This is a genomic window from Moraxella sp. FZLJ2109 (assembly GCF_024296965.1).
Lineage (GTDB): Bacteria > Pseudomonadota > Gammaproteobacteria > Pseudomonadales > Moraxellaceae > Moraxella.
Genome location: NZ_CP101112.1, coordinates 94,529 through 109,058, shown reverse-complemented (window position 1 = coordinate 109,058; position 14,530 = coordinate 94,529). Strand labels below are relative to the sequence as shown.

17 protein-coding genes are annotated in these 14,530 nt (G+C 47.2%); 6 read left to right on the top strand and 11 right to left on the bottom strand.

Features of this window, described 5'->3' with window-relative positions; genetic code table 11:
- The first annotated feature begins 124 nt into the window (after positions 1-124).
- From NKU06_RS00575 to ubiA, 3 genes are read left to right on the top strand one after another with little or no spacing between them, the layout of a single operon-like run.
- A complete protein-coding gene (locus NKU06_RS00575) occupies positions 125-967 on the top strand; it encodes an undecaprenyl-diphosphate phosphatase (protein WP_254731540.1) in 843 nt (280 codons plus the stop codon).
- Between the two features lie 3 nt (positions 968-970).
- Positions 971-1,792, top strand: a complete 822-nt coding sequence (locus NKU06_RS00570; RefSeq protein WP_254731538.1) for a class I SAM-dependent methyltransferase — start codon at positions 971-973, stop codon at positions 1,790-1,792.
- Entirely contained in the window at positions 1,792-2,715 is a 924-nt protein-coding gene (gene ubiA / locus NKU06_RS00565) for a 4-hydroxybenzoate octaprenyltransferase (protein WP_254731536.1), read from the top strand. Before NKU06_RS00570 ends, ubiA begins: the two co-directional genes overlap by 1 nt.
- A gap of 50 nt (positions 2,716-2,765) precedes the next feature.
- Here the strand turns inward: ubiA and NKU06_RS00560 are convergent, their stop codons facing one another.
- Positions 2,766-3,656 carry a DMT family transporter gene (locus NKU06_RS00560; protein ID WP_253223864.1) on the bottom strand — a complete coding sequence of 297 codons (891 nt, stop codon included), beginning with the start codon at positions 3,654-3,656 and terminating at the stop codon, positions 2,766-2,768.
- Between the two features lie 272 nt (positions 3,657-3,928).
- Here NKU06_RS00560 and sodA point away from each other — a divergent pair, with 272 nt between their 5' ends.
- Positions 3,929-4,543, top strand: a complete 615-nt coding sequence (gene sodA / locus NKU06_RS00555) for a superoxide dismutase [Mn] (protein ID WP_253223863.1) — start codon at positions 3,929-3,931, stop codon at positions 4,541-4,543.
- A gap of 94 nt (positions 4,544-4,637) precedes the next feature.
- Here the strand turns inward: sodA and NKU06_RS00550 are convergent, their stop codons facing one another.
- Together NKU06_RS00550 and NKU06_RS00545 are read right to left on the bottom strand one after the other, a co-directional pair.
- Positions 4,638-5,255: a LysE family translocator gene (locus NKU06_RS00550; protein ID WP_254731534.1), complete on the bottom strand. Its 618-nt coding sequence runs from the start codon at positions 5,253-5,255 to the stop codon at positions 4,638-4,640.
- A gap of 12 nt (positions 5,256-5,267) precedes the next feature.
- Entirely contained in the window at positions 5,268-6,485 is a 1,218-nt protein-coding gene (locus NKU06_RS00545) for an MFS transporter (RefSeq protein WP_254731532.1), read from the bottom strand.
- 90 nt (positions 6,486-6,575) lie between these two features.
- Between NKU06_RS00545 and NKU06_RS00540 the strand changes: the two genes are divergently transcribed.
- Positions 6,576-7,580, top strand: coding sequence for a ribonuclease Z (locus NKU06_RS00540; RefSeq protein ID WP_254731530.1), 1,005 nt, complete (start codon positions 6,576-6,578; stop codon positions 7,578-7,580).
- A 6-nt stretch (positions 7,581-7,586) separates the two neighbouring features.
- Here NKU06_RS00540 and NKU06_RS00535 read toward each other — a convergent pair whose 3' ends face one another.
- The 4 genes from NKU06_RS00535 to NKU06_RS00520 all read right to left on the bottom strand — a co-directional run bounded on the left by NKU06_RS00535 (position 7,587) and on the right by NKU06_RS00520 (position 10,583).
- On the bottom strand, positions 7,587-8,312 hold the full coding sequence (locus NKU06_RS00535; protein WP_254731528.1) for a hypothetical protein: 726 nt from the start codon (positions 8,310-8,312) through the stop codon (positions 7,587-7,589).
- Between the two features lie 3 nt (positions 8,313-8,315).
- The gene (locus tag NKU06_RS00530; protein ID WP_254731526.1) at positions 8,316-9,203 is read right to left on the bottom strand and encodes an ATP-binding protein; all 888 of its coding nucleotides are present in this window, start codon (positions 9,201-9,203) and stop codon (positions 8,316-8,318) included.
- A 79-nt stretch (positions 9,204-9,282) separates the two neighbouring features.
- Positions 9,283-10,182 carry a neutral zinc metallopeptidase gene (locus NKU06_RS00525; RefSeq protein WP_254731523.1) on the bottom strand — a complete coding sequence of 300 codons (900 nt, stop codon included), beginning with the start codon at positions 10,180-10,182 and terminating at the stop codon, positions 9,283-9,285.
- Between the two features lie 116 nt (positions 10,183-10,298).
- Positions 10,299-10,583: a hypothetical protein gene (locus NKU06_RS00520; protein WP_254731521.1), complete on the bottom strand. Its 285-nt coding sequence runs from the start codon at positions 10,581-10,583 to the stop codon at positions 10,299-10,301.
- Positions 10,584-10,709: 126 nt separating this feature from the next.
- Here NKU06_RS00520 and NKU06_RS00515 point away from each other — a divergent pair, with 126 nt between their 5' ends.
- Positions 10,710-11,378, top strand: coding sequence for an alpha/beta hydrolase (locus NKU06_RS00515; RefSeq protein ID WP_254731519.1), 669 nt, complete (start codon positions 10,710-10,712; stop codon positions 11,376-11,378).
- Positions 11,379-11,595: 217 nt separating this feature from the next.
- Here the strand turns inward: NKU06_RS00515 and NKU06_RS00510 are convergent, their stop codons facing one another.
- The 4 genes from NKU06_RS00510 to NKU06_RS00495 all read right to left on the bottom strand — a co-directional run bounded on the left by NKU06_RS00510 (position 11,596) and on the right by NKU06_RS00495 (position 14,530).
- Positions 11,596-12,255, bottom strand: coding sequence for a triacylglycerol lipase (locus NKU06_RS00510; RefSeq protein ID WP_254731517.1), 660 nt, complete (start codon positions 12,253-12,255; stop codon positions 11,596-11,598).
- 146 nt (positions 12,256-12,401) lie between these two features.
- Positions 12,402-12,623 carry a translation initiation factor IF-1 gene (gene infA / locus NKU06_RS00505; protein ID WP_029102801.1) on the bottom strand — a complete coding sequence of 74 codons (222 nt, stop codon included), beginning with the start codon at positions 12,621-12,623 and terminating at the stop codon, positions 12,402-12,404.
- A 72-nt stretch (positions 12,624-12,695) separates the two neighbouring features.
- Positions 12,696-13,532: a tRNA pseudouridine(38-40) synthase TruA gene (gene truA / locus NKU06_RS00500; protein WP_371928018.1), complete on the bottom strand. Its 837-nt coding sequence runs from the start codon at positions 13,530-13,532 to the stop codon at positions 12,696-12,698.
- Positions 13,529-14,530, bottom strand: coding sequence for an asparaginase domain-containing protein (locus NKU06_RS00495; protein WP_254731515.1), 1,002 nt, complete (start codon positions 14,528-14,530; stop codon positions 13,529-13,531). The genes truA and NKU06_RS00495 overlap by 4 nt, the downstream gene beginning before the upstream one ends.

The window sequence follows — 14,530 nt, the reverse complement described above, 5'->3', positions numbered from 1 at the left end:
TCAGTTTTTGTCCAAATGTAAAAGTTATCAAAACCACAAAACTAAGTTTAGCACCTTATTTAAGCTTTATTTCAGCTTGGTGCGTTATCATTTGCCATTATTTGGTTAATTTTTAGGTTGTTCTATGGATATTTTGCTGATTATCAAAGCCGTCATCATGGGTATTGTTGAAGGCATTGCTGAGTTTTTGCCCATTTCTAGCACGGGTTATTTGATTTTATCAGCCGATGTGATGAATTTTTTGAGTGGTGAATTTCGCAATTTGTTCATCGTCTTTATCCAACTTGGGGCGATTTTGGCGGTGATTTATGACTATTGGGGCAGATTGTGGAATGCCTTTATGGGGCTTGTGACAGGTAAAGCCGAAGGGCTTGAGCGTCCGCGTCAGCTTGGGCTTGCCTTGATTGTTGCGACCATTCCTGTGATGCTTGTGGGCTTTACTTTTGCTAATGCCATCACGGCTGTGCTGTTTCATCCGTTGGTGGTGGCGACGATGCTGATCGTCGGTGCGCTACTGATCATTTATGCTGAGAAAACTCCCCGCAAAATCATCGCTGATGAAGCTGAGAACATCAGCTTTAAGACCGCACTGTACATTGGTCTGTGCCAATGTCTGGCACTCATTCCAGGCACGAGTCGTTCGGGGGCAACCATCATTGGCGCGTTGCTACTTGGCACTTCGCGCAAGGCAGCGACTGAGTTTTCGTTTTTCTTAGGCATCCCTGTCATCATCGGTGCGGCATTATTGGATCTGATCAAGCATAAAGACACGCTACAGACAGGCAGCGACTGGGCGATTTTGGGCATTGGTACACTGGTGTCATTCATCGTTGCCTTGCTGTGCATTCGTCTGATGGTGGCGTGGGTGTCGAAAAAAGACTTTATGATTTTTGCTTGGCTGCGTATCATCACAGGCGTGATTGTGCTGATTGCGTTTTTTGGGTTTGGTTATCAGATTCAAGGCTGATCAATGCAGATGGCTGCGGATTTACCGATTTTTTGTACCCATTTAGATGACATTGTCAAAGTGATGGCAATGGCGGATGGGATGCCACTAAATATTGAGCCAATTATTTTATCTAAGCTTAATAATAAATACCTAGGCTTTGCTTTTACTGAGCATAACATCAGCCAAGCGTTATTGTTTGAAAAAGATAAATTATCACTCGTGCAGTACAAGGATGGCGAGCTGATCAAGGTCAGTAATGAATGGCACACACTCACCAAGCGCATCGTCACTGCAGGGCGCAAATCCGAGCTGCTCTTACAAGCAGCCAAGCTTGCGGCAGGACAAAGCGTGATCGATGGCACGGCAGGCTTTGGGCATGATAGCCTAATATTAGCAAGCACTGGCGCGATGGTGATGATGTGTGAAAATAATCCCATCATGGCGCTGATGCTGATGCATGAACATCACAGAATGCAGTCGAATGCCAATTGGCAAGGTTTGTTATCGCGTACTAAGATTTATCATGGCAATGTGCTGGATGTGCGTGCAAGCTGTGATCTGGTCTATCTTGATCCGATGTTTCCGCAGGACAGCTACAGTGCTAAGGTGGGCAAAACGATGCAAGCCTTGCACGCTTTTGTCGCGCCACCAAGCCATGATGATGAGATACAATTATTAAACCATGCTGTACAATTAATCCATGATGAGGGGCGCGTGATTATCAAGCGACCCGTGAGTGCGCCGCATTTGGCACAGCAAGCACCGATACAATCATGGCAAAATGACGCAGTGCGGTTTGATCAATATCACAAACACCCTATAGTTGATAATTCAGTAGCCTAATGAAAAACCACCACACTAATCACCCTATGATCGCCCGCGATAAGTTCATCGCATGGCTACATCTGACACGCTTTGATAAGCCTGTCGGTACAGAGCTGCTCTTGTATCCGACGCTGTGGGCAGTGCTGATGGCGTATGTTGGGCAAGAGCAGATGGTAAGTTTGAAGGTGTTTGTTATTTTCACGCTTGGGGCGATTTTGATGCGTGCGGCGGGCTGTGCGATCAATGATTTTGCCGATCGTAAAGTTGATGGTCATGTCAAGCGCACCAACACTCGCCCGCTTGCCGATGGACGATTGTCCGCCAAAACTGCGCTTTATACCTTTGTGGGTTTGTCATTATTATCCGCGTGCCTGCTGTTTTTCTTGCCAGTTGCGGTGTTTTATTGGTCGCTTGGAGCGGTGGTGTTGGCGTTCGTTTATCCATTTATGAAACGCTATACACATCTGCCGCAAGTGGTGCTTGCTGCGGCGTTTGGCTGGGCGATACCGATGGCGTTCGTTGCCGCGCAAGGACATACCGATGTGTGGACATGGGTGCTGTTCGTGGCTTATATGTGTTGGACGGTGGCGTATGATACGCAATATGCGATGTGCGATCGTGATGATGATATGATCATCGGGGTCAAATCAACGGCGATTTTATTTGGCAAATATGATGTGGCGATCATCGTGCTATTAAAGGCATTATTTGTCGGCTTAATGGCGGTGGCGTTGGTGCATTATTATGGCGATACGCTTGATGCTGTGTGGATTTGCGTGGCGTTATTGCCTGTGGTTGGTAAATTTATTTATCAATATAATTTGATCAAAGACCGTGAGCGTTTGGCGTGTTTTGCTGCATTTCGTCATAATGTCTGGGTAGGGCGTTATATGTTTGCTTTGGTGGCGGTATTGACGGCGTTGCCGATGTTGTTGGCGTGATTTTAAAGGCGTAAACAATACGCCCTTAATCATCAATCATCAAAAAACAATCAAGCTGCTTTCACTCGCCGTCCGACCAATACAATCCCAACCAGCACCATCACCGCTCCGACAATAAAGCTTGTGGTCATCTCATCGCCCAAAATCCACGCACCCAGTGCCACCCCAAAAATCGGTGTCATCAAAATCAACGCCCCAATATCTGCTGAGCGATAGCGAGTCAAGAGCCAAAACCATGCCACCGTCGCTAAAAACGCCACAAATACCGCTTGAAATCCGACGCTAAGCACGCTGGCAGTTTGCCAATTCATCACCGCTTGATCGGTCGCTATCGCATATAGCCACAGTAATACAGCGATGGCAAACAGCTGATAGGCAAGCACCTGTTTGGCAGGCAGTGTACCAAGGCTTGTCATACGGATAATCACCGTTGTCAAGCCCCACGACAAGCCCGCCGCCAATGCTAAGCCATCACCTAGTAGCGAGCCACCCGCCTGTGATGACAGCAAAAACGCCACCGCAATCCCGCCAAAAGCAAGCCCCATGCCTAGCCACTGCACCCAAGACAGCCGTTCATCTTTGACCAAAAAATGCAAAAACAACGCCGAAAATAGGGGTGATGTATATAAGAACACCACACTGCGAGATGCACTGGTATAGCGTAGCGACTCGCCTGCCAAGAGTGACTCAAAAGCGAACAATGCACCGACAAATAGCCCAAGCTTGATTTGTTTGGGATTGAACCGCAGTTCTTTTTGGTACACCATAAAGCCAAGCAAAATCAGCAAACCAAACAGCGAACGCATCGACAGCTGCATCACTGGCGAGATTTCGTGGTGGCTGAGCTTGATGGCGATATTGCTCAATCCAAGAAACAAACAGCATACCACCATCGTACTGATGGCGATATGGTCAAGGGGGCGTCTGGTGGATGTCGGCATGATAAAATGAAAAATTATATCATGAAAAAAGCCAAAATCAAGCCAAATAAAATTTAAAAAATACAATAAAATCAATTATTTGATCATAAAAATTCATCACTTGGCATGACATATCCGCCATCAATCCGACAGCGGATGGATGAAGTTCTTTTGGTATTTTTGCAGTTTTTTCTTGAAATTGTCATCCAATGGCTATATATTGAAAGGACGGACAACGGCATTTGGCAGTGTTCGCAAATTTATCAACGAATCAACAAAGAAGGAATACCGCAATGGCATTTACTCTACCTGAGCTAGGCTACAGCTACGACGCACTAGAGCCACATTTTGACAAAGAAACCATGGAAATCCACCATTCACGCCACCATCAAGCGTATGTGAATAATGCCAACGGCTTGCTAGAAGGCACTGAGTGGGCGGACAAGTCAGCCGAAGAAGTGATCGCAAACCTAGACAAGCTACCAGCTGACAAACAAACTGGCGTGCGTAACAATGCAGGCGGTCATGCCAACCACAGCCTATTTTGGACAATCCTAAAAACTGGCACCACACTTGGCGGCTCACTTAAAGAAGCCATCGAGCGTGATTTTGGTTCGGTAGAAGCATTCCAAGAGCAGTTTGAAAAAGCGGCAGCGACTCGCTTTGGTTCAGGCTGGGCATGGCTAGTTAAGCAAGGCGATAAGCTTGCTGTCGTTTCAACGGCTAACCAAGACAGCCCATTGATGGGTACTGCAGTTGCAGGCTGCGAAGGTACGCCGATCATTGGTTTGGATGTGTGGGAGCACGCTTACTACCTAAAATACCAAAACAAACGCCCAGACTATATCAAAGCATTCTGGAGCGTGGTGAACTGGGACGAAGCACAAAAACGCTTTGACGCAGCTTAATAATCATCTATGAAACCAAAAAATCGCATTCAGTGATGGATGCGATTTTTTTATTGTGCGAAATTATTGTGCGAATGGTTGGATTAGGTTAAGTTTAGATAAACACTTCCCATGCTAATGCCACAGCAATAGCGATAAATACCGCACCGCATAAGCGATTGAGCCACAATAAGCGGTTGCCTTGTCCCAGCCAGTTGGCAAGCTTTTGACCGCTGATGGCATACATAAACTGCCAAAAGGTCTCAATGACATAAAAGCCAATCACCAAAATCACATATTGGGGCAGTAGTGGTGCTGAGAAGTTGATAAATTTTGGGAAAAATGCTGCAAAAAACAAGATGGCTTTGGGATTGGATAATGATACCCAAATGCCTGTGCGAAACAATGCCCAGTGCGAGCCATTCGCCTCGATAGCACTGCCAAAACTGCCGCCATCACTTCGCCATGACTGCACGCCAAGATAGCACAAATATATCGCACCTAGAACCTTGACGCTGTCCAATACCACAGGGTGTCGGCTGATGATACTTAGGCCAAACAGTGATGCACCAAGCAATATCATCAGTCCAAGCATCAGACCTGCCATCGCCCACAGTGTACGGCGTAAACCGTGGTTGAGACCGCATTGAAAGGCGAACAGCATATTTGAGCCTGGGGTAGCAGAGACCAGTAGGGTGCTGATGGCAAAGAAGATGAATAATTGAATGGTCATGATATCGTTCATTTAAGCGGTGGTGGTACGCACAACTTTGGGTTCTTTGATGGGTAAATTACTCACCGCCGCCAATAATGCCAAAGCCATGTCGGCATACCACATATAGGCATAATTGCCAAAGCTGTCAATGGCAAGCCCGCCAAAATACGCCCCAAGAAAACCACCGATTTGATGGCTAAGCAATGTTAAGCCAAACAAAGTCGCCAAATATCGCACGCCAAACAGCTTACCGATCGCCCCTGCAGTCGGTGGCACGGTCGCAAGCCAAGTCAGACCAAGACCGATGGCAAAGATATAAAAAGTCATCGGAGTCTGCGGTGCCATCAGATAAATCGCGACCAAAACCACACGGCTTAAATACATCCAAAATAAGATATATTTACACCGCCAATGACCCACCGACCATCCGACAAACAGACTGCCCACGACATTAGACAGCCCAATCAATGCCAACGACCATGATGCCACTGATGAGCTAAGCCCCGCCAGTGTCACTTCGGTTGGCAGATGCGTCACCAAAAAGGCGATATGAAAACCGCAGGTAAAAAATGCCAAGTGAATCAATAGATAATTGCGATCAGCCATGGCAGACTTGACAGCCTGTGAGAGCGTCTGTGTCGGCTCAGTGGGTGCGATGGCTTTGGGTGCTGACTGATGGCGTGTCAGATACCATGCCAAAGGCAGGCATAGCAGGCTGATGGCCGCCAAGACATAAAATGCCTTTGACCAGCCGATGAGCGGTAAGCTGATGAGTAGCTGTAGCATCGGTGCGAACAAAAACTGCCCAAAGCTTGAGCCGGCATTGATGATGCCAGATGCCGTACCCCGAGCGTGCTCAGGCACTTGATTGGCGACTTGTCCCATGAGTACCGAGAAGCTGCCTGCACCAGCACCAAAGGCAATCAGTACGCCCAAAGTCAAAGTCAGCCCCCAAGCGGACAATAGATGTGGCACCAAAGCACAGCCGAGCATCAACACCAGCGTACCAATAAATAGCACCCATTTTGCACCGAAGCGATCGGCAATCGCCCCTGTGATTGGCTGTGATACGCCCCACATCAGCTGTGTCATCGCCAAGGCAAAGCTGATTTGTACGATATTGACCGTCGTCTCAGCGGTAATCGGCTGAATGAATAAGCCTAATGACAAGCGAATGCCAGTGGTGATGAGTAGAATCGTCGCAGCGATGGCGACCAGTGACCAGATGGCGACAGCGGACTTTGTCATAAGATTCCAAAAAATGCACAAAAGAAAAATGATGCAAAATAACAGCAGTTATTGTACGCTATCTCATCACCGAAAATAAAGAGTAAATATATGTTTGAATTGACATTTTTGGGCACATCAAGCGGTGTACCGACTTTGCGTCGCAATGTTTCTGGGCTTGCGGTATCACTACTTGCCAAAAGCTATCAGACGGGCAAATCAACACCGTGGATACTCATCGACTGTGGTGAAGCCACACAGCATCAGCTACTACGCACGCCACATAAGCCTAGTATGCTACAAGCGATTTTGATTACTCATATGCATGGCGATCATTGCTATGGCTTGATGGGGCTGTTGGCAAGCCTAGCCATGCATGGCCGCACCACAAGCTTGCCGATCATCGCACCGCCTGCTTTGGGGGAGCTTTTGGATGCATTTATCCGCCTAACTGAGATGAATTTGAGCTATGAGATTGATTTTATTGATATTCATAGTGTGCTAGATACAGGGCTTGTGCTTGAGTTGTCTGATGAATTATCCTTAGAAATCGATATTCACCCACTTAGCCACCGCTGTGATAGTTTTGGGTTTGGACTGACCCAAATCCACCGCCAAAAAAAGCTAAATACCAGCAAACTCTCACTTGATCATATTGCCACACGCCACTGGGGTAGTATTTTAAAATCTGATACGCCAAGTCTTAGCATGGATGGGCGCACCGTGTTGGTGGATGAGTATCTACAGCTGAACGAAACTTCCCAAAAAATCGTCATCGCAGGTGATAATGATACACCAAGCCTGCTGACTGATGCTGTCAAAGGTGCCGTGATGCTGGTGCATGAAGCGACCTATACGCAGGCAGTGATGGATAAGATACTTGCCAAAGGTGTGTTTGACCCCAAGCATTCAAGTGCCAAGATGGTGGCCAAGTTTGCTCGTGATGCAGGTGTACCTTGTCTTGTACTGACGCATTTTAGTGCGCGGTTTATGCTATTTGATGACCCTGATGATAGCACGCCAAACATGGGGCATATCCGTACAGAAGTAGAATCGGTCTATGATGGCAGATTGATTTTGGCGGAAGATTTGATGGTGGTGAAGATTGGTGAATGATCAATTTTACCAGTCCCTTATAAGCTTACCATCTTTCCAGTAAGGTACGGCAACATAACTGTCTCTATCCACAAAGCCATAGGGTTTGTTACAATCTTCAAATTTCCAACCATCTAAAGTCAGCGTACCTTTATTTTTCTGTGCTTGTTCAAAGCCGATATCAAATCTTACCCATGAATATGCAGGGCAGGTGATGGCATCATAATCATCACGATCGTACGCATCGGCAAATAATTCGCCGGGTGTGAATGGTTCGGTATTGATGACAGTGATTTGCCAGCTTGTATTAATATAGATGACTGATATGCCATTGATGAGTATGGGTGTGGGTAATTTGGCTTGGATAATTTTGGCAGTGGTGTTATTTTGGACATCACCACCGTACGGCACGCCATACTCCACATGAGTGCCGATTGGCAGGGTGATAGCACCATAAGGTTTTTCACTGCTTAAGGTTGCATAACGATACAAATTCTGAATTTGATCTCGCTGCTGTGCTTGATCACTCTGATAATCCATGACGCCATAAAAAATCAAACTCAATACAGCTGGTATATTTATGATACTCAGCCATCGCTTGTCAGCTTTGGTCATTTGATAAGTATGACCGTGTGATTTTGATTTTGTGATACGCAAAAGCAGGCGAATATCAACAACAATCGCGAATAAGACGCTAAGACCCATCACCAAGAAGATAACAAATATCAGAAAAAATGGCGGCGCAACTGTCATAAATCAGTCATCCATCGCTTGGTTTGATTGATGGTTTAGCCCAGTCATCCCCACCCAATGTTGGCTAAATTGATACGCCACACGCCCCGAGCGACCGCCCCGAGTGCTTGCCCATTTGAGCGCTTCGGCTTCGGTGATATCATCATAGCTGATACCATGCTTGGCAAGTAGGTGCTTGACGATGTCCAGATACAGCACTTGATTCATCGGATAAAACGACAGCCAAATCCCAAAGCGGTCTGATAGCGATACCGTCTCATCGATGGTCTCATAGGGATTGACTTCATCGGTTTGACCATTATAGATGCTGACATTGTCTTTCATCAGCTGTGGCAGTAGATGGCGGCGGTTACTGGTAGCATAGACGAGCAGGTTATTTTGTTCGCTGTCAAGTGCGCCATCGAGCACACTTTTTAGGGTGCGGTAATTTTCATCTTGGGCGTTGAATGCCAAATCATCACAGTAGATGATGTAGCGATTGGGATTACCACGCTTGGCAGCGGTTTTGATGGCTTGGCGAATTTTATCAAGGTGTAATAAATCATCACGAGCCACTTCGATGATACGCAGCCCCTTGTGGTGATAGGCCTTGAGCAGGGCACGAATCAGCGATGATTTGCCTGCGCCACGAGTGCCTGTCATCAGCACATGGTTGGCAGGCAGGCGAGCCAAAAACTGCTCGGTGTTGGCGATGAGCTTGTCTTTTTGGGTGTCAATACCAAGCAAATCCGCCAAATCCCCACCGAAGCTCACATCAATCGGCACAAGCTTGCCATGCAGACCGCCCACCCAGCGATAGGCAAGTACATCAGCATCGATGCTAATGGGCTGTGTGGTACGCTCGCTTAGGTATTGGGTCAGTAGGTTAATGAGTTCATTTGGCAAAGTCATGGCATATCCTTAATCATACAAATCAAAAATAAAAAAATTGGGATACGCCATTGTACCCCAATTTTTTAGCAAATTACCATCAAATATTGCGTGTGGCAAAGGTATCGCACTGCTTAATATCACCAGTTTCAAAGCCACGATAGAACCACTGCTTACGCTGTGCGCTCGTGCCATGCGTAAAGCTGTCAGGGACGGCATGACCTTGTGCCTTGTGCTGTAGGTAGTCATCACCGATTTTTTCGGCGGCATCCAGTGCTTCTTCGATGTCGCCTTGTTGTAGGAATTGGGTGCGTTCGTGATTGTGGCGTGCCCATAGCCCAGCAAAGCAGTCGGCTTGTAGCTCTTGGCGGACAGATAGGTTATTGGCGGCAGCCTTGCTTGCCTGTGCTTGTGCTTGGCGGACTTGGCTTGAGATGCCTAGCAGGGTCTGCACATGATGACCGACTTCATGGGCGATGACATAGGCTTGGGCGAAGTCGCCTGCTTGGTCATTGCGAGTTAGTTCAGTGTTGTTTTGTTCACCGCCGATGCCCATTTGGGTTCTCATATCACGAAAAAATCCCGTGTCCAGATACACCTTTTGGTCAGCAGGGCAATAAAACGGGCCGCTAGCAGAAGTTGCCGAACCGCACGCAGATTGCACCGCACCGCTAAATAGCACAAGGGTCGGCGCTTGATAAGTTTTGCCAAGCTGATTAAAAATCGGCGTCCAGACTTCTTCGGTATCAGCAAGTACTGTTGCCACAAATTCACGAGATTCTGCCATATCCGCCGTTTCGGTAGCAGGGGCGGTGGCAGGCGTGTTGGCATTTTGGATTTGTTGAGTGACGCCTAGCGTGGTCTCGGGGCTGATGCCAAATACTTGCCATAAAATCAGCGCAATAATCAGACCGACGATGCTGATACCGCCTGCTTTTTTGGCACCGCCACCGCGTCTGTCTTCGATATTGCTACTTTGTCTGCGACCACGCCACTGCATAGAGTTATCCTTTAAATGAAATAAAATATGGCTTATTATACAAAACGATGCCGATAAATGGGCAATAGGTTACGATATTTTACAAAAGTTACCCTGTGATGATGCGATCGATCCATTCAGTGCGCACAAGTCGCCATATGCACGAGTGGCGACCACCAGTAGCCTTTGATGGCGTCAGTTTGGTGTATAGCTGATGCGTGAATATTTGCCAAATCCTGCTGATGGCTGTGATGGGCATGATGGCTGTCGTGACTGCCGTGACTGTCGTGATGATGGGCGTGCGATGTATCAAACCCACCCCGATGATGGCTGACCACCACTGCACACACCATAAAGGCGATGGCAATGAGTATCCCAATCATTACTTGATAAGTCTGTGTACTGTCTGTGCGTGCCATCATGCGGATGCCTTGTCATTAGAGTGATTAGTATAAGTGGTTTGGTGGTGACTTGGCAAGCGTGATTGACTTGCAATTTTGGCACATTGGGCGTAAGATTGGCAGTATTACTGATTTTAGGAATGATTTATGCTAAAAAGTGTCATTGTAGAGCACAACCCAAATAACTTACCCATCACTCATGCGGTGATTTGGCTGCATGGCTTGGGGGCGAGCGGTCATGATTTTGAGCCGATTGTCCCTGAGCTTGGCTTGGTGGGTGATGTGGGTGTGCGATTTATTTTTCCGCACGCACCACAGATTCCTGTGACGATTAATGGTGGCTATATCATGCCGGCGTGGTATGACATCCTTGAGATGACACTCGATCGCAAGGTGGATGTCGCCCAAATTGCTGCATCAGCAGATGCCATCAATGTGCTGATTGATGAGCAAATCAGCGCAGGCATTGATAGCCAAAACATCATCATCGCAGGCTTCTCACAAGGTGGTGCGGTGGCATATCACACCGTCTTGACCAATACTCGCAAGCTTGGTGGATTGCTTGCTTTATCGACTTATTTTGCCACCAGCAATGAAATCTCAAGCGTCGGCATCAACCAAGACATCGCTGTCAAAATCGATCATGGCGACTTTGATGACATCGTCCCGCCTGTACTTGGTGCACGAGCCAAAGCATCGCTTGAAGCGCTTGGACTATCCCCGACGCTATCGACTTATCCAATGGCGCATCAGGTGTGTCTGGCGCAGATTAAGGCGATTGGTCAATGGATGAATGAGTTATTTGCCAAGTCTTGATTGATTTAGCCATAACCGCTTATCAAGAATAAAAAAGCCCAACACGCTTCCCCACATCTTGGGTGACCGTGGTCACCCCGTGGGAGTAGTGTTGGGCTTAATTGTCATTGTATCAAATGTGATTTGATATGGCAAGTTTGAGAAGTAAGCTTTGGAAAATCAGTCAAGATGGACGATTGCAAACCGTCTGGTCGGTTTATATTAATGATGATAATGATTAAGCATGATTAAATTGACCATGTTGCAAAAAATGTAGCGTCTGCATTGCTACTGTCTTATCAGTCAGCAATCCTGAATGACTGACAGGCAAAACCAAATAATCCGTCGCATGGTCAAGGGTGGTTTCGGACAATAGCACCGTGCCGTCATGTCGTCTATCAAGCCTATCATGCCTGCGTTGGTAGCTGTACAGCGCAAGCAATGGCACGCCCAGACCGATAGGTCGGTTGCCAGCAATGACACCAATCTTGGTACCAGTCGGCGGTAGTGGACAGGTACCATCGAGTGCACCCGTGTAGGCATGTCTGACCAATGAAGGCAGATATCTGCGTGCATAGCGTGCTGTCTGACTACCTTGATGTGGCGTGCCGAGTGTGACACAGTGATGTACTTGCCACATCGGATAATGCGCCAAGAAATGCCGTATCACAAGACCGCCTAGGCTATGCCCAACCAGATTGATTGGCTGAGCGGGATGATGATTGGCGAGCAGATACTCGTGCAGGTCTTGGCTGTTGATCGCGATGGGTTGACTTAGGCTTTTGTAGCCATAGCAAAAGGTAAGCAAACCATGGTTTTCAAGCTTTTTGGCGAGTGGTTTCATATACCACGGATTGAGATGCAGTCCATGAATGAGAATGGTTAAGGGGGTGTTCATTGACGATATTATGTTGTTTGGATGAACCATATCATAGCAAATCCACAAAACCACAATCAATCACTGCACAAAAAAAGATCCAAACAATCGTTTGAATCTTTTGGGATTTGATGGTGCAAATAGCACTAAGCCATCAACTCAGTGGATTATTTACCACGATAAGTGATGCGACCCTTGCTCAAATCATACGGTGTCATCTCAACCTTAACCTTATCACCAGTTAGGATGCGGATGTAGTGCTTACGCATCTTGCCTGAGATATGAGCGATGATTTCGTGTCCGTTATCTAGGCGGACTTTGAACAGGGTGTTTGGCAAAGTGTCGATTACTTCGCCTTCAAATTCGATGATGTCGTCTTTTTTTGCCATAATCTAAATCAAGTGGTTAAAAAATTTGGGCTATTATACTATTTTTTGAGCCGAAAACATAGCCTTATTTGACTATTTCGGCAAATTTAGCCAAAGGGGTGTCAGTGGCTCATCAGGCAGTAGCATCTGAAAGTGCTCTGGATAATAGGCATTGATAAAATATAGCCCATCAGCGGATGCGGTCGGCGGTGCCAAGGTGCGATCTTTGGCGTGTATCAAGGGCATCAGCTCATCTACTGCCATCTCGCCACGACCAATGGCAAACAGTACACCCATGATGTTACGCACCATGTGATGCAAGAAGCCATCAGCTTGGATATCCAGCACCAAGTACGCCCCATGCGTGAATAAATCGGCATGACTTACTGTACGCACTGGTTGATTGGACTGACACGCCGCCGCTCGAAAGCTGCTAAAATCATGCGTACCAACCAGAAGCTGACTTGCTTGTATCATCTTATCGATATCCAAGGGTGCGTATTCATGCGTCACTTGATGGCGTAAGATGGCAGGGCGATAGGGCTGATTGAGTGTGATGTAACGATAGCGGCGTGCAATGGCGCTGAATCGAGCATGAAACTCAGACGGCATCGGCACCATCCAGCGTAGCGCGATGTCATCAGGCAACATACTATTGACACCGCGTAGCCAGTTATACACAGGACGCTTGGCGTGCGTGCTAAAATGCGCCACCATATTGCCTGCATGGACGCCTGCATCGGTACGCCCTGCGGCGATGAGTTCAATGGGTTCGTTGGCGATTTTGGACAAGGCGTTTTCAATGACGGCCTGCACGCCAATGGCATCGATTTGACGCTGCCAACCACGGTAGTTTGTTCCGATAAATTCAATCCCAACGGCATAGACTTGTGCTTGATTGGGTGTTAATTGTTCAAATTGATCCATCATTGATCGGCTACCCAGTTTGATGCGGTCAATTGATCATTCAAGGATAGCCATATCGCTTGTCCATAGATGGCTGCGATGCTAAGTCTACCACCTGCGATGATGCCATGTGCATATTGCCAAGCACCAGCGGCATAGGTGCTGCTCACACCACCAAAAGCACACATTGTCGTGCAGATGACGGTGATTTTTTGGTCGTGTAGCTGATCTAAGGCGGTTTTGATGGCGGGTGTTGATGGCAGATTGCCCGAGCCGTAGCCAATTAGGATGACCGCTTTGGTATCCATGTGTAGATTGCCCAGATTATAAGCCAGCTGATCGGCATCATTTGGCAAAGCGTAGATTGCTTGAATGCGGGTATGGCTGGCTTTATTTACAAGCTGTGGTAGCTTTAACAGTTTATCCGTGATGCGCTGACTGTCTGTCGATGGCTTGATGCCGTCCAAAGTCGCAGGCGTGCCGACAAAGGCATCATGGATTTGACTGTTGATTTTTTGGGTGTTTTTGGCATCGAATGTCTGACGATAAAACTGTACAAACACGCCCGTATGTGCGATAGCGATATCCAAGGCGCCGCTAAGATTTGCCCATGCATCACTGTGTGGATTGATTTGATGTTCGGCTGTATCAGGGATAAATAAAGGCTGCATACTGCCTGTGATGACAAGGCTAATATCAGTCAAATCTTGCAGTGCATTTGCCAAAAATGCCGCCAAAAAGCTTAGGCTGTCAGTCCCTGTGATGAGAACAAACTGGCGTTTGCCCAATTGATAAGCGTGTAATATCTGCTGATAAAATGCCACAAAGTCCACAGCGGTCAAGGTGCTAGAATCCTTGACAATCTCATTTGGCAAAATCTCAACCGTATAGCCATGTGTCGCAAGCTGTGTTCCCAAAATTGGCAAAAACACATCGGCAGGTAGTGGGGATAACGGTGTGCCATGACTGCCAAAAGTGCCGCCAGCATAGATGAGTTGTACGGATGGATTGTTTGTGGTCAT

What these genes read in the sequence shown, in the direction of transcription:
- ubiA (WP_254731536.1), top strand. Translation starts at nt 1,792, where the DNA reads ATGAAAAACCACCACACTAATCACCCTATGATCGCCCGCGATAAGTTC.
- NKU06_RS00535 (WP_254731528.1), bottom strand. Translation starts at nt 8,312, where the DNA reads ATGACAGTTGCGCCGCCATTTTTTCTGATATTTGTTATCTTCTTGGTG.
- NKU06_RS00545 (WP_254731532.1), bottom strand. Translation starts at nt 6,485, where the DNA reads ATGACAAAGTCCGCTGTCGCCATCTGGTCACTGGTCGCCATCGCTGCG.
- NKU06_RS00510 (WP_254731517.1), bottom strand. Translation starts at nt 12,255, where the DNA reads ATGAACACCCCCTTAACCATTCTCATTCATGGACTGCATCTCAATCCG.
- NKU06_RS00530 (WP_254731526.1), bottom strand. Translation starts at nt 9,203, where the DNA reads ATGACTTTGCCAAATGAACTCATTAACCTACTGACCCAATACCTAAGC.
- NKU06_RS00520 (WP_254731521.1), bottom strand. Translation starts at nt 10,583, where the DNA reads ATGATGGCACGCACAGACAGTACACAGACTTATCAAGTAATGATTGGG.
- infA (WP_029102801.1), bottom strand. Translation starts at nt 12,623, where the DNA reads ATGGCAAAAAAAGACGACATCATCGAATTTGAAGGCGAAGTAATCGAC.
- NKU06_RS00575 (WP_254731540.1), top strand. Translation starts at nt 125, where the DNA reads ATGGATATTTTGCTGATTATCAAAGCCGTCATCATGGGTATTGTTGAA.
- NKU06_RS00495 (WP_254731515.1), bottom strand. Translation starts at nt 14,530, where the DNA reads ATGACCACAAACAATCCATCCGTACAACTCATCTATGCTGGCGGCACT.
- NKU06_RS00525 (WP_254731523.1), bottom strand. Translation starts at nt 10,182, where the DNA reads ATGCAGTGGCGTGGTCGCAGACAAAGTAGCAATATCGAAGACAGACGC.
- NKU06_RS00560 (WP_253223864.1), bottom strand. Translation starts at nt 3,656, where the DNA reads ATGCCGACATCCACCAGACGCCCCCTTGACCATATCGCCATCAGTACG.
- NKU06_RS00540 (WP_254731530.1), top strand. Translation starts at nt 6,576, where the DNA reads ATGTTTGAATTGACATTTTTGGGCACATCAAGCGGTGTACCGACTTTG.
- NKU06_RS00570 (WP_254731538.1), top strand. Translation starts at nt 971, where the DNA reads ATGCAGATGGCTGCGGATTTACCGATTTTTTGTACCCATTTAGATGAC.
- NKU06_RS00550 (WP_254731534.1), bottom strand. Translation starts at nt 5,255, where the DNA reads ATGACCATTCAATTATTCATCTTCTTTGCCATCAGCACCCTACTGGTC.
- NKU06_RS00515 (WP_254731519.1), top strand. Translation starts at nt 10,710, where the DNA reads ATGCTAAAAAGTGTCATTGTAGAGCACAACCCAAATAACTTACCCATC.
- sodA (WP_253223863.1), top strand. Translation starts at nt 3,929, where the DNA reads ATGGCATTTACTCTACCTGAGCTAGGCTACAGCTACGACGCACTAGAG.
- truA (WP_371928018.1), bottom strand. Translation starts at nt 13,532, where the DNA reads ATGATGGATCAATTTGAACAATTAACACCCAATCAAGCACAAGTCTAT.